At 67.6% G+C, this 13,791-nt stretch carries 11 protein-coding genes; 8 read left to right on the forward strand and 3 right to left on the reverse strand.

Annotation, left to right across the window (positions count from 1 at the left end):
• Positions 1–276 precede the first annotated feature (276 nt).
• Positions 277–1,023: an SDR family oxidoreductase gene (locus tag OV287_RS01345; protein ID WP_267532134.1), complete on the reverse strand. Its 747-nt coding sequence runs from the start codon at positions 1,021–1,023 to the stop codon at positions 277–279.
• Between the two features lie 105 nt (positions 1,024–1,128).
• Here OV287_RS01345 and OV287_RS01350 point away from each other — a divergent pair, with 105 nt between their 5' ends.
• The 6 genes from OV287_RS01350 to OV287_RS01375 all read left to right on the forward strand — a co-directional run bounded on the left by OV287_RS01350 (position 1,129) and on the right by OV287_RS01375 (position 7,870).
• Positions 1,129–1,818: a TetR/AcrR family transcriptional regulator gene (locus OV287_RS01350; RefSeq protein ID WP_267532135.1), complete on the forward strand. Its 690-nt coding sequence runs from the start codon at positions 1,129–1,131 to the stop codon at positions 1,816–1,818.
• On the forward strand, positions 1,815–2,810 hold the full coding sequence (locus tag OV287_RS01355; protein ID WP_267532136.1) for a 3-oxoacyl-ACP synthase III family protein: 996 nt from the start codon (positions 1,815–1,817) through the stop codon (positions 2,808–2,810). The genes OV287_RS01350 and OV287_RS01355 overlap by 4 nt, the downstream gene beginning before the upstream one ends.
• 33 nt (positions 2,811–2,843) lie before the next feature.
• Positions 2,844–4,391 carry a class I adenylate-forming enzyme family protein gene (locus OV287_RS01360; RefSeq protein ID WP_267532137.1) on the forward strand — a complete coding sequence of 516 codons (1,548 nt, stop codon included), beginning with the start codon at positions 2,844–2,846 and terminating at the stop codon, positions 4,389–4,391.
• A gap of 123 nt (positions 4,392–4,514) precedes the next feature.
• Positions 4,515–5,126 (forward strand): hypothetical protein, encoded by a 612-nt coding sequence (locus OV287_RS01365; protein WP_267532138.1) that lies wholly within the window; start codon positions 4,515–4,517, stop codon positions 5,124–5,126.
• Between the two features lie 48 nt (positions 5,127–5,174).
• A complete protein-coding gene (locus OV287_RS01370; RefSeq protein ID WP_267532139.1) occupies positions 5,175–6,833 on the forward strand; it encodes a hypothetical protein in 1,659 nt (552 codons plus the stop codon).
• A 2-nt stretch (positions 6,834–6,835) separates the two neighbouring features.
• Positions 6,836–7,870: an alpha/beta fold hydrolase gene (locus tag OV287_RS01375; protein WP_267532140.1), complete on the forward strand. Its 1,035-nt coding sequence runs from the start codon at positions 6,836–6,838 to the stop codon at positions 7,868–7,870.
• 210 nt (positions 7,871–8,080) lie between these two features.
• On the opposite strand, the gene OV287_RS01380 is transcribed toward OV287_RS01375, so the two are convergent.
• Together OV287_RS01380 and OV287_RS01385 are read right to left on the reverse strand one after the other, a co-directional pair.
• Positions 8,081–10,024 carry an esterase/lipase family protein gene (locus OV287_RS01380; protein WP_267532141.1) on the reverse strand — a complete coding sequence of 648 codons (1,944 nt, stop codon included), beginning with the start codon at positions 10,022–10,024 and terminating at the stop codon, positions 8,081–8,083.
• A gap of 55 nt (positions 10,025–10,079) precedes the next feature.
• Positions 10,080–11,135: an alpha/beta fold hydrolase gene (locus tag OV287_RS01385; RefSeq protein WP_267532142.1), complete on the reverse strand. Its 1,056-nt coding sequence runs from the start codon at positions 11,133–11,135 to the stop codon at positions 10,080–10,082.
• Positions 11,136–11,422: 287 nt separating this feature from the next.
• Between OV287_RS01385 and OV287_RS01390 the strand changes: the two genes are divergently transcribed.
• Positions 11,423–12,298, forward strand: a complete 876-nt coding sequence (locus OV287_RS01390; protein WP_267532143.1) for a DUF2381 family protein — start codon at positions 11,423–11,425, stop codon at positions 12,296–12,298.
• Positions 12,299–12,835: 537 nt separating this feature from the next.
• On the forward strand, positions 12,836–13,789 hold the full coding sequence (locus tag OV287_RS01395) for a hypothetical protein (protein ID WP_267532144.1): 954 nt from the start codon (positions 12,836–12,838) through the stop codon (positions 13,787–13,789).
• The last annotated feature ends 2 nt before the right edge of the window (positions 13,790–13,791 follow it).

Consider the following 13,791-nt stretch of genomic DNA (forward strand, 5'->3'; position numbering starts at 1 on the left):
TCCCGACTGGAAATGATTTACTCACTTGACTTCCAAGCGGCAACCCCCTGAACGCTTGTTGCGGTTGCGTTTGAGCGAAGAAGTCCCACCTTGCTCCCTTTTTGTTGGCCGCAGGTCCGCCGCCCCCTCTCCCCCTGGGAGAGGGAAGGGGTGAGGGATTGCCTGCCCGCCTGCCGGGCGCTGCCTTCGTCTCTGTGCCGAGCGCCCCCATACCCTTGAAACGAACGAGCCGGGCGGATGGGTCTGACCCCGTTCCGCGCCGGCCTGTCCACTCACTTACATGGTGAGGCCGCCGTCCACGTCGATGGTGCGGCCGTTGAAGTAGTCGCACTCGAGGACGAACTTCACCGCCAGCCACAGGTCCTCGGGCAGGCCGATCCGGCCCACGGGGATGTTGGCCACCAGGGCGTCGCGGGCCTTCTGGTTCATGCCCTGGGTCATCGGCGTCTCCACCATGCCGGGGGCCACGGCGCCCACGCGGATGCCGAAGGAGGCGAACTCACGCGCCCAGGTGAAGGTGTTGGCGGCCAGCGCGGCCTTGGCGGACACGTAGTTGCTCTGCCCGCGGTTACCGTGCCGGGCAATGGAGCTCATGTTCACGATGACGCCGGGCTTCTGATCCGTCTGCACCATCTTCGCCACCACCTCGCGCACCATGAAGGTGGCGCCGGTGAGGTTGACGCCGATGACAGCGTTCCAGTCCGCGGTGGACAGCTTCTTCACCTCGCCGGTGGTCCTGTCCTTCTTCACCAGAAGGGAGTCACGCAGGATGCCGGCGTTGTTGATGAGGCCATTGAGGCCGCCCATGGACTCGTGGGCCCACTGCACGAAGGAGCTGACGTCCTCCTCCTTGGAAACGTCCAGGCGGCGGCGGTGGATGCCCGCGGGCAGCGCGGCGAGCTTCTCATCGGCCACGTCGCCCACGGCCACCTGCGCGCCCGCCTCATGAAGCCGCGTGGCGAAGTGAGCGCCCATGCCCTGGGCGCCGCCCGTGACGATGACCTTCAAGTCCTTGAGCTGCATGCGTTCCCTCTCGTGGCTGACGCAATGCGTTGCATATGAGTGCGCCAGCGGATGAATGACAGTTTTTGACAATACCGCGAGGGGAGTGTTACGCAAGGTTGAAAGATGAATCGGTCTTCAACTTTGCCAGCCGAGCGCCTGCCCGTTCCAGCGACCCCGCGAGGTCAACGCACACGCCAGCGCTTGCTGCAGGCGGCGGAGACCGTCTTCGGGAACAAAGGCTACGAGCACGCCTCCATCGCGGATATTACCCGGGAGGCGGAAGTCGCGCTGGGAACTTTCTACGTTTATTTCCCGGACAAGCAGTCCATCTTCGTCGAGGTGGTGGACGAACTGGGCGCGCGGCTGCGGCGGATGATTGCCGAGGCGGTGGTGGAGTGCGAGGACCGGATTGAGGTGGAGCGTGAGGGTCTGCGCATCTTCTTCCAGTTCGTGGGCCGTCACCGCAACCTGTACCGGATTGTGCGGCAGGCCGAGTTTGTCGATGAGGCGTGCTACCGGCGCTACTACGACCGCTTCGCCGAGGGCTACGTGTCGGGCCTGGAGCGGGCCATGGCCAAGGGCGAGGTGCGGCGCATGGACGCGGAGGCGCTGGCCTACTGCCTGATGGGCATTGGCGACTTCCTGGGCATGCGCTGGGTGCTGTGGGACAGGAAGGGCGGCCTGGAGCACGTGTTGGACACCGCGATGGAATTCATCCGCCACGGCATGGACTCGCGTCCGGCTGGAAGTGGCACCGGCAGCAAGAAGGGGACGCGCAAGGTGCGTGCCCCGCGGAGCAAGACGAACCGATGAGATACGCCAACATCCTGGCCACTGGCCGCTATGTCCCCGAGAAGGTCCTCACCAACGCCGATGTGGAGCGCATCATCGGCGAGCCGGTGGACGAGTGGCTCCAGCAGAACGTGGGCATCAAGCAGCGCCACCTGATGGCAGACAACCAGGTGACCTCGGACCTGTGCGTGGAGGCCGCGAAGCAGGCCATGGAGCGCGCGGGCGTGAAGCCCCTGGATTTGGATCTCATCATCATCTCCACGGACACGCCGGACTACCTGAGCCCGGCCACGGCCTCGGCGGTGCAGGCGAAGCTGGGCGCGAGCAACGCGGGCACGTTTGACATCAACGCCGCGTGCGCGGGCTGGGTGACGGCGCTGGACGTGGCGAGCAAGACGATTGCCGCGGACGACAGCTACCAGCGCATCCTGGTGGTGGGTGCGTACGGCATGAGCCGGTACATCAACTGGAAGGACAAGAAGACCTGCACGCTCTTCGCGGACGGCGCGGGCGCGGTGGTGCTGGGCGCCAGCGACAAGCCGGGCTTCATGGGCGCGAAGCTGCTGGCGGCCGGCGAGTACCACGACGCGCTGGGCGTCTACACGGGCGGCACGTACCGGCCGGCCACGGCGCAGACGCTGGAGCTCACCAACGGCAAGCCCTCGGTGCAGTTCGTGCGCAAGTTCCCCGCCACCTTCAACACCGAGCGCTGGCCCATGCTGCTCAAGCAGCTGCTGGAGCGGGCGAAGCTGACGATGAACGACGTGGACCACTTCGTCTTCACCCAGCTCAACCTGCGCACCATCGAGTCCACGATGAAGGTGCTGGAGCAGCCCATGTCCAAGACGAACTGGACGATGGACAAGTGGGGCTACACCGGCTCGGCCTGCATCCCCATGACGCTGGATGACGCGGTGGTGCAGGGCCGCATCAAGAAGGGCGACCTGGTGGCGTTGTGTGCCAGCGGCGGCGGCCTCGCGATGGCCTCGGCGCTCTACCGCTGGACGGCCTGAGCGTAGCCGCAACATCTCTGGAGGGGACAACGCATGTTCATCGGCGACTGGATGAGCCGGGGGGCCGTGTACTGGCCCGAGCACACCGCGGTGGTGGACGTGGCCAAGGGAGAAGCCGGCCGCTTCACCTACCGGGCGATGAATGCGCGCGCCGAGGCGCTCGCGGGCTGGCTGCGTGACGTGGTCGGTGTGACCCGGGGCGACCGGGTGGGCCTGGTGGCTCACAACGGCGTGGAGTACCTGGATGTCCTCTTCGCCTGCGGCAAGCTGGGCGCCATCTTCGTCCCCTTCAACTGGCGCCTGCACGCGCAGGAGCTGACGGAGCTGGTGCGCGACACCGGCCCGCGCGTGCTCTTCTTCAGCGAGGACTTCCGTGACGGCGTGGCCACCGTGCACCAGCAGGTGGGTGGTGCGCTGAAGCTCGTCCACCTGGAAGGGCAGGGGCTGCCCGCGAGCCGTCCGTACGCGGAGCCGCTCGCGCACGTGTCCGCCACGAAGGTGACGAACCCCCAGGTGAGCGAGGAGGACATCCTCTGCCTGCTCTTCACCGGCGGCACCACGGGCAAGAGCAAGGGCGCGCGCCTCAGCTACCGGATGGTGGCGTGGAACACGCTCAACACGCTCATCCACGAGGTGCGCCCCGGGGACGTCACCGTGACGCACACGCCCATGTTCCACACGGGCGGACTGCTCGTCTACACGGTGCCGCTGCTCACCTGCGGCGGCACGGTGGTGCTCATGCGCCGCTGGGACGCCGACGAGATGCTGCGGCTGGTGGAGCGCGAGAAGGTGACACTCTTCTTCGCGGTGCCCACGCAATACCAGCAGATGTATGACTCGCCGCGCTTCCGCTCGGCGGACCTCTCCTGCGTGCGCTTCGTGACGAGTGGTGGCGCGCCGCTGCCGGTGCCGCTGCTGCAGTCCTGGCAGGCGGTGCACAAGGTGCCCTTCAAGCAGGGCTTTGGCATGACGGAGTTCGGCCCGGGCCTCTTCAGCATGGGCCCCGAGTTCGCCGTGTCCAAGGCGGGCTCCATCGGCCGGCCCAACTACTTCATCGACGCGCGCCTGGTGGACGATGACGGCCGCGACGTGCCCGAGGGCGCCACGGGAGAGCTCCTCCTCAAGGGCCCCTCCATGTGCTCGGGCTACTTCGAGAACGCGGAGGCCACCGCCGAGGCCATCGACAAGGACGGCTGGCTGCACACGGGAGACCTGGCGCACCGCGACGCGGACGGCTTCTACTTCATCAACGGACGCAAGAAGGACATGTTCATCTCCGGCGGAGAGAACGTGTACCCGCTCGAGCTGGAGACGGTGCTCTACGAGCACCCCGCCGTGCAGGCCTGCGCGGTGGTGGGCGTGCCGGACCCCAAATGGGGCGAGGTGGGCCGGGCCTTCGTGGTGCTCAAGCCCGGCGCGCAGGCCACGTCCGAGGCGCTGCTGGAGCACCTGCGCGGCCGGGTGGCCCGCTACAAGGTTCCCAAGCAGGTGGAGCTGGTGGCGTCCCTTCCGGTGTCCGCGGCGGGGAAGATTCTCAAGCGCGAACTGCGTGAGCGGGCCATCGCAGCCGGCGTAGGCTGAGCCCCTCCCCTCTCCCTCTGGGAGAGGGCCAGGGTGAGGGTCATCCCCGCTGTGTTCCGCGGGGAACTCCCAGACATGTCGAAGCTGTCGAGCCGGCGCTCGCCGGGAATGAGGAGCCATCACATGAAGAAGCAACTGCTGTCGGCGGTGATGCTGTGCACCCTGGGCGTGGCGGGTTGCGATCCGGAGCCCACGGGGCCGGGGCCGGACACCGGGCCCAAGTACAACACGGCGGACAAGATCTCCACGTACCTCGAGGGCAAGACGCTGGTGATGGAGGGGGCCAACATCCCCAGCCACCCCAATGGCTTCAGCGAGGACATCAACTATGGCGCGGCCACCCAGTGCTACGTGAAGGTGACCATGTCGGTGGCGGGCGGTAACTACCGCGTCCAGAGCGACATGGGCACGCTGCGCAGCACCTCCACCGCGGGCGTCCAGGAGTGTGACCACGCCGCGAAGTCTGGTGCGACGGACTTCACTTCCACGGGCGTCCTCATCGAGAACGTAGCGGAGGATGGGAGCTGTTTCGACGTGACGTACACCTACCCGAGCTTCAAGCAGGTGGGCCGCGGCCAGGTCAGCCAGGACGGCAAGACGCTGAAGGTGGAGCTGTTCTTCGAGAACCAGGCGACCGGTGCTCGCTGCTCCAATGGTGGCGTGGGTGCCACGGGTGTCACTCTCAATGGCGCGGCCTTCACCGGCAACGCCGTGCAGACCTACGCCATCCAGTAAGAGCGCCCTGACTGGCGCGCACCCTCTTCCCCCGGAGACGAGACGCATATGACGTGGCGGGTGTCCGAGACCGATAGACGGCTGCGAGGGTGCGCGCTGGCGCTCGCCCTGGGCTCGGCGGGGCTCTCCTCGCCCGCGTGGGCCCAGGGGAGCACCCCCCTGCCCGGCGCCTATGCCGAGTGGCACGAGGCGAAGAACCGCGAGGAGGACGCGGAGCCTCGTGAGTTCGTCCTCATCAACTACTTCTTCACGCGGGTCACCGCCTCCAACCAGCTCGCCGACCCCTCCGGCCTCAAGGGCGTGGCGCTGGGTCCCATCGGCCTGCCCGCCGGCAGCGCGGTGCGCGTGGATGGCCGCTCGGCCTTCTTCGTCGAGCAGCGCTGGATTCCCGTCCTCGAGTACAGCCCGTTCTTCATGGACGGCCTGGCCAGCTTCCGCGCCCAGGTCGAGGTGGACTACCTCTGGGGCCGCTCGGCCAATGCCTTGCAGCAGAACGAGGGCGGTGGCTTCAACGCCGACCAGGTCAACATCCAGACGAAGAACGTCAACGTCGCCCTCTACCCCACGAAGAAGCCGGCCGAGCTGGCCATCGTGATGGGCACGCAGCCCGTTTACGACTCGTACTTCGATCCGACGCGCACCCCGCTCAACGACATCATCCGCACCGGCTACAAGCTGGCCTTCCTGGGCAGCGACGCCACCGGCCTCTCCGCCTTCAGCCACTACAAGGGCCACTCCTCTCGCCTGAGCCTGCTGCCGCTGGGCAGCGCCCAGGCGGACAAGGCGCTGCTGGATGACCCCCGGCTGAAGTACGCCGTGCTCGGCATGGCCGACTACGCCTACCCCGTGGCTCCGGGCACCCAGGTGGGCCTGTCCGCGTGGTACCTGCGCGACGACACCAAGGGCGATGCCTACGCCTTCGAGGGCCTCGTGAAGAGCGGCCCCTCCTCCTCGGGCCTGCCCTTCTTCGTGGGCACCTCGCGTTTCAACATCGAGCGGCCCACGGGTTGGGTGGGGTGGCTGGGCGCCAACTTCCACCACAACATCGACTTCCGCACCGGCCCCTTCGGCGCCTCGGGTTTCGTCATGTACAACCTGGGCCGCTACGAGAGCAGCAACCCGGAGACCACCGCCAACCCCGCCGTGGACATCAGCGGCCTCTCCGCCAACCTGGAGCTGCTCTACAACTTCGGCCGCACCCCGGCGGACCTCGTGACGCTGGAGGGCATGTTCTCCACCGGCGACTCGAACCTCGACGACGGCCGCTACACCAGCGCCTTCACGCTCAACCAGTACGGCCTCCCCGGCGCCGTGTGGTTCAACCACAAGATGCTGCTGCTGTTCCCCTTCACCAGCACGGCCAACAACTACACGGGCGCGGTGACGGACCTCTCCAACCAGGGCTTCGGTCTCCAGACGGTCCTCGCCACCGGCGCGTATGACCTCATCCCCAACAAGCTCAACCTCAAGCTGGGCGTGGGCCATGCGCGGAGCAGCGTCACGCCTCCGGAGACCACGCCGGGTGTCGCTCGTGGTCGCATCATCGGCACCGAAATCAATGCCGAGCTGCGCTACACCATTCGCTACCTCATGACCGTGGGCCTGCACGGTGGCTACATGTTCCGCGGCAACTTCTACGACGGGAATCCGCGCGTCACCACCAACCCGTGGGCCGCCTTCACCACCTTCACCTGGTACGCCTTCTGACCATGAAGACTCGTGCTCTGGGCCTGCTCGCGCTCGCGAGCCTCTCCACCGGGTGCGTCACCTCGTACAACGCGCGCCCGCCCCTGTCCTTCCAGGACTTCGACTACTCCTCCCCCGACGGCAAGCCCTGGCCGGTCCAGCGCTTCGCCCTGGGCGAAACCACCTCCGCCTACGGTCTGAAGGAGGTGCCGGAGATCGCCTACGTCGAGCTCAACCCCTCGGGACAGCAGACCGTCCTCTTCATCCACGGCCTCGGCTCGTACCTGAAGTTCTGGCGCTACCAGCTCGATGCGTTCGCCGCGCAGGGCTACCGCGTCATCGCCGTGGACCTGCCCGGCTACGGCAAGTCCGACAAGCCCGCCTCCTTCCCCTACACCATGGAGGCCATGGGCGATGCGGTGCATGAGCTCGTCCAGAAGCTCGGCGTGCAGAAGCCCATCCTCGTGGGTCACTCCATGGGCGGGCAGACGTCGCTCTCCTACGCCCTGCGCTACCCCGAGGACGTGAAGGCGCTCGTGCTCACGTCCCCCGCCGGCTTCGAGAAGTTCAGCCCCCGCGAGAAAGCCTGGTTCAAGCGCTCCTTCAGCACCGCCCTCATCAAGGGCTCGCCCGAGTACGGCATCTGGGGCAGCGTGCGCCAGTCCAACTTCGAGCGCTGGCGGCCCGAGCTCGACTGGCTCATCGAGGAGCGCGTGCGCGTGGCCAAGAGCCCCGAGTTCGACTCCTACGCCTACGCCAACGTGCGCACCGTGAATGGGCTGGCCCACAACGACTTCGTGCGCGACAGCCTCCACCGCGTCTCCGTCCCCACCCTCATCATCTACGGCGAGGATGACCGCCTCATCCCCAACCCCTTCCTTCACGGGGGCGAGGTGGGCGACATCATGCGCTACGGCCACGAGAACATCCCCGGCTCGAAGCGGGTGGGCCTGGACCGCTGCGGCCACACCGTCCAGATGGACTGCCCCCAGGACTACAACGCGCAGGTGCTCGCGTTCCTCGAGGGCCTGGAGTCCGGCGGCGGCTCTCAGCCGTAAAGCCAGACACCAGAGGGGGGACTCCTCGGCGTCCCCCGCCCCCGTGCGCCGCGGCTGCGCGAGCGGGCCATCGCGGCCGGCGCACGCGGCGCCTGAGCCCTCCGGGCCTGGAAACACGACGGCCCCGGCCTGCCCATGCGAGGCGGCCGGGGCCGTTGTCTTTGCTGCGCGGGGCCCCCCGGCGAGGGAGGGCCCCGGCGCATCAGCGCATCAGTCGCGCGAGGTGAAGTGGGTGGAGATCTTGTTCCACACCGCCGGGGTCGCGCCCATCTCCAGGTGGCCATAGGGCATGCCTTCCTGCTTCGCGTCCGCCGTCTTCTTGGTGGAGGTCCACCCCTGGGTGAGCTGGTTCACCGCGGCGATGCTCGCGTTGAAGAGCACGCCGTCACCATTCACCGAGCAGGTGCTGCAGCTCATGCCGTCCGTCTCGAAGCGCGCGTCGGTGCTCGCCCCGTACGTGTTGCCGTAGAGGACGTAGAGCGAGGGCAGCCGCGCGTCCAGGCCGCGCTCGGACAGCCGGGTGATGAACTTGCCGCCCATCTCCTTGGCCGCCGCGATGCCCAGGCTCTGGATGAGGCGGTACTTCGCGTAGCCCAGCGAGTCGTAGCCCTCGCGGTTCTGGTTGGTGTTGTACGCGTGGTAGGCGTAGCAGGGGTTGCCCGTGGGATCGAAGGCCGTCGCCTTGCACTGGGTGTTGGTGCTGTCCAGGTAGCCCGCCGCGATGAAGGGGTTGTACGGGTTGTAGATGAGCTTCTGGTCCACCCACGGGAAGTACCGGTTCTCGTCGGGGTCCACGCTGGACCACTCGGAGCCGCTGCGGTCCGGGATGGGGTAGAGGGTCCGCAGGTCCTCCGCCGTCTGGAGCTGGCCCAGGTAGGCGTTCACGTACTTGCCGCTGTCGTTCACGCTGCCGAAGAGGCTCATGTTGTACTCGTCGAAGCTGAAGGAGCTCGAGGACAGGCCCTGGTTCACGTTCAGGTTGAGCAGCGTGCCGCCCGTGACGGGCTTTCCGGTGGAGTCCAGGCCGGTGATGTTGGAGATGTGGATGCGGCGGAAGTAGTCCGGCCAGGTGCCGCCGGAGCCCTCGCACACGCTCTCCGCGTAGGGGTTGTTGTACCAGGGCACGTCCGGCCCCCAGTTCACGCACTGGAGGGCGGAGAAGTACGTCCACGGCATGGGGCCACGGCCCACCGGCGCGTTGGAGGAGGTGCTGGCGATGGTCAGCGTGTGGATGGGGTGGCGGAAGTTCAGGTCGATGCCCTTGTGCGGGCCCGACAGCGCCACGTAGGTGCGCACCGAGTCGTCATACGCCGGCACCGCCTTGGCCTGCTCCGCCGCCATGCGCTCGAAGAAGCGCGTGGTGCTGAAGCCCGTCCAGGTGGGTGCGTTGGTCAGCCACGCGTCCACCGACAGCACGCCCTTGCTCCACGCCACCACGTCCACGCGCGCCACGCCCGGGTGCAGCGCCTTGATGCGCGTGACGGCGTTGGCCACGTTGGTGGCCTGGCTGAAGTTGTCGCCGTGGAAGTTGCCGAAGGTGACGGCGTAGACGCAGCGGTTCTTGCTCTCCAGGTCCTGGACGAAGCCCGTCACCTGCGAGGCGCCGCCGTACGCGCTGCCCGTCCCATCGTTGCCGCTGGGGAAGAGCCACACGTTGCCGTCCTGCATGGCGCCGTGCACCAACAGCGTGGGCGTCAGGTTCACGTTGCACGTGCGCGCCGCCGTCTTCGTGCCCTTGTGCAGCAGCACGAAGCGGGCCTCGGGCCGGGTGGGGCCCGGGGTGGGGCAGGTGCTCCCCGCCGTCGTGGCACAGCTGTTGGCGTAATAGAGGTTGAACGCGTTGACGAGCTGCTGGTTGAGCGAGCCGAAGTACGTCCGCACCGGGTAGCTCGAGGACTGGAAGGTGTCCTGGTCCCGCAGCTTCTCCGTGCGGCGGTTGTAGTTCTCGGAGCGGTAGAGTTGCTTGCCCTCGAGCAGCTCGATTTCACCCCAGGACCAGCTCGGGGGCTTGTACGTCCCGACGACGCGGTAGCTGTTGGTCGGCGCCGAGTTGGCGTCGAAGTAGGGGGCCAGGTCCGTGGGCAGTGCGGCGCCAGCCAGGGGGGCGGAGAGCAGCGCCGCCGCCGAGAGCGACAGCTTCAACGACATCTTCATATGACCTCCATCAACGACACATGTGGGGTTCTTCCTACGAGGGGGGGACAGGGACTCAGCGGGCGTGCTCGCGGAGGAAGGGGATGGCGAGCCGCTCGAACTGCTGGGGCTTCTCCACGTGCGGGCTGTGGCCGGTGTCCGGGAGCACTTCCTCGCGGAAGTGGCCACCGTTGGCGGCATAGCGCTCGAGCAGCCTGCGCGTCTGGAGGATCATCGGCTGCGGCGGGTAGATGTCCTCGCCGGGCCAGCCAGGGATGGCGCCCAGCTTGCCGAGGTAGCCGAAGTCGAAGAGCGAGGTGTCGGAGACGATGACGTCGTCCGCGCCGCGGATCCACAGCACGTCCGGCTTCTGGGAGAGCGAGGCGAACGCGCTCAGGTTGAAGTACTTGGGCGAGAAGGAGTTGTTCATCCCCGTGGTGCCCGGCGCCACGCCCGGCCAGTTCGGGCTCTGCTCGAAGGTGCCGGGGTAGTGCGCGTCCCCCACACGGGTGGAGAGCACCGAGTCCAGCAGGGCCTCCTCGTTGGGCGCCTTGAAGGGCGGCTTCACGTAGCAGCCGTTCATCACGTTGCGCGGAGACGTCTGGCTCTCCGCCGAGCGTTCCTTCCTCGCCAGGCGCTGCACGAAGTCGGGGTTGGCGGTGCCACCGCCCGAGCCCGCGAAGTCCGGCCAGCAGGGCGTGCCGTCCGCGTCACGCGTGCCGCCGAATCCATACGGAGAGACGGGCGCCTCTAGCACCAGGCCGGCCACGCGCTCCGGGTGGTCGATGGCCAGCTGCATCACCACGCCCGCACCGGCGGAGTGGGCCACGAAGAGGGCACGCGCGAGCCCCAGTGCGTCCATCAGCGAGAGCACGTCGTCGCTGTGGTCGCGCATGCCGCGCGTGGCGTCGATGGGCTTGGGCTCGGTGTCCCCGTAGCCCCGCAGGTCCGGTGCGATGCCGCGCAGTCCCGCGGGAAGGCGCGAGAGCAGGCTTTCGAAGAAGGCGGAGGACGAGCAGTTGCCATGCACGAACAGCACTGGAAAGCCCTCCTCTCCGGCCATGCGCGTGTGCATCGTGAGCCGCTTCGCCTGGATGTTGCGGGACTCCACGACTCGGGCTTTGTCGGTCATCTGCGCGCTCCCTTGGGGTTGTTGCCGCTGAACACCCTCGAAAGATGATGGGTGATTCAGGTATCAGATGGGATAACCCAGGCCTTTCGCTTCGGTCAAACAATCCCTTTCTTTCTCAACCCCTCCGTCGCGCCCGCTGATCCTTGACGCGATGCGTGATGTGGCGGTTTACACGCACCCCTCCCCCTGGTCGGAGTTGGTGGGTGTACGAAGAGCTGACTTCAGCACTCCCCATATCCGACCTTGCTGCGTAGGTTGGGTGACGCATGAGGTCAGGACTCGCAGAGATGACTCTCTGCGTCATGCTGCTCCTGACCACGCGTGTCTCCGCTGAGGGGCAGGAGGCGCAGCAGGGCTTACGTAAGCCGAGGCTGCGCGCAGTCCGGGTGACGGGTCGGGCCGAGGAGGTACGCGTGGCCGCCAGGACGGCGACGCGGATCCGTTTCGACACCGCCCTGGACGCGGAGCGCACGCGCCTGGAGGACGGGCGCGGACGTTTCGAACCCCTCCTGGTGGGCAATGGCTTCCTCGTCGTCACTCCGCGCGAGGAGCTCCCCGCGGGCGAGCACGTGGCGCTGCGCGCAGTGCTCTCCGACGGCACCGAGGTGCCCTTCGTGCTCGCCGCCAGCGCCTCCGAGGTGGACGTGCAAGTGCGCGTCTCCCGGTACGACGCTGCTCCCGCCCGCGTGCGCGAGGCATCCACCGTGGTGTCCGCGGTGTGGCGCGAGCGCGTGTGGGCGCCGCGCGGCGGAATCGTGGAGTGGCCCGAGCGGCGCTCGCGCCGAGGTGGGGGCCAGGCCGGACAGCTCGCGGAGTCCATGCTGGTACTCGCCGCGCGCTCCGGGCCGCTGCCCCAGGCGGTGGCATGGCCGCAGGGAGCGGGGCTCGAGGTGGAGCGGCGCATGTTCCACGCCGGCGGACTGTCCGGTTTCGTGGTGCGCGTGAGGAATCCGGATCCGCTGCGGCCCTGGGAGCCTGGCGATGTCCGGGTGCGTCATGCGGAGGGAGGCGGGGAGGTGAAGGTGCTGGCCCTGCGCATGGGGCCCGGGTTGCTCCCGCCAGGTGGGTGGGGGTGGCTCGTCGTCGTCACCCCGGCCCTGCCGCAGGACGGGCAGGCCCGGTTCGAGCTGGAGCTGCGTGGACGGAAGGGCGTCGCGCTGTGAGCGGGGGGGCAGCCGTGAGTGCAGTGAGCCCGGAGGTCGTCATGGAAATGAACAGGAAGACGTACTGGCGCCGTTGGATGTTGGCCATTGGTGCTGCAGCAGCTCTCGCAGGAGGTGCCGCCTATGCGATGCAGAAGGAATGCTGGAACTGCTCGCCTTGTGGCTGCTCGCCGGATGGGGGCTACCTCATGTGTTGTGAGATCAACGCCTGCTGAGTGAAGCGATCGGGTCATGAAGATTGGTGCGGAACCGGGACATGCCTCCCACGGATAATGGGAGGAGTGCCCCGGAGGCCCGTCGCACCGTGAGATGGAAATGCCCACCGTCACGGAGGGGATGACATGAGAGACGCAGCACATGCGTGAGCGGACACGCCCGAAGCAATTCGCGCTCGCGTTCGCTTTTGGAGGAGTCGTGGTCTTCCTCTGGCAGCTCGCTACCGCGTCCCCCGGCCCCGGTCCGTGGGACTCCCCGTCCGCTCCCCTCGCTCTTCCTCAAGAGCCCTCCCGGCCTCGAGCTCTCCTCCACGGAGCTTCCGTGCTCGATGCCAGCTTCGCCGCCTCCTCCGCCTCGCGCCTGGTGAAGGTCGTCCCTTCGTGGATGCAGCCTCGCCCTTTATATGGTGCTCCTCCCGAGCCACCTCCTTCACCGCCTCCACCTCCACCTCCTTCCGCCACCGTCCTGCCGCTCGCCTCACAGGAGCTTGCGCCGGATGGCCTTCCCGTCTCGGCGATGCGCTGCTCTCGAGCGGACGAGGGGTTCGACTGTGGGAGTTGTCGCACCGATGGGGACTGTCCCGCCGGACAGGGGTGCGTGGCCAACCGCGAGACGCGCCGCTTCGAGTGCATGGCCTCCGAATGCGAGGAGGACGCCCACTGCTTTCCCGGGGCCGTGTGTCGCTCCGTCACCACCGGAGCCACCGGCATCGTCGTCCGCCGCTGTGCCCCCGAGGGCGTGCGCCGCGAGGGCGAGCCGTGTGATGCATTACCCGTCTCGTCCGCGAGCTCCTGCCGCGAGGGCCTGCGCTGCGTGAACCAGGTGTGTTCCGCGCCGTGCTCCCTCGACGGCAGTGCGCGCTGTGAAGCGGGCTTCGTCTGTACCGACAGCCTCGACGGTCCCGGGTGCTTCCCGGACTGTCAGCGGCGCGGGTGCCCTGACGGACAACAGTGCACCCGCGTCCGGGACGACGAGTACCAATGTCTGGTGGACTCCCAGGGTGATTGCCGAGACACCCCGTGCCCCGAGGGCGAGCGCTGCAACATGCGCATGTCCCGGGGCCGCGCTGTTTTCTGGTGTGCCCAGGTCTGCAATCCCGTGCTTCCCGACTCGTGCTCCGCCGGGAAGGTTTGCGGGATGGGCAGCCCCACGGCCAGCACCTGCTTTCGCAGTTGCGACCCCGTGGACCCCGAGGCCTGTGGCCCCGGGTGGTCCTGCTCCACTGTCACCGAAGACATGTCTGTCTTTGGGTGCACTCCGGAGCTGAGGCAGTAGGC

The organism is Archangium lansingense, from assembly GCF_026626635.1.
GTDB classification, from domain to species: Bacteria; Myxococcota; Myxococcia; order Myxococcales; family Myxococcaceae; genus Archangium; species Archangium lansingense.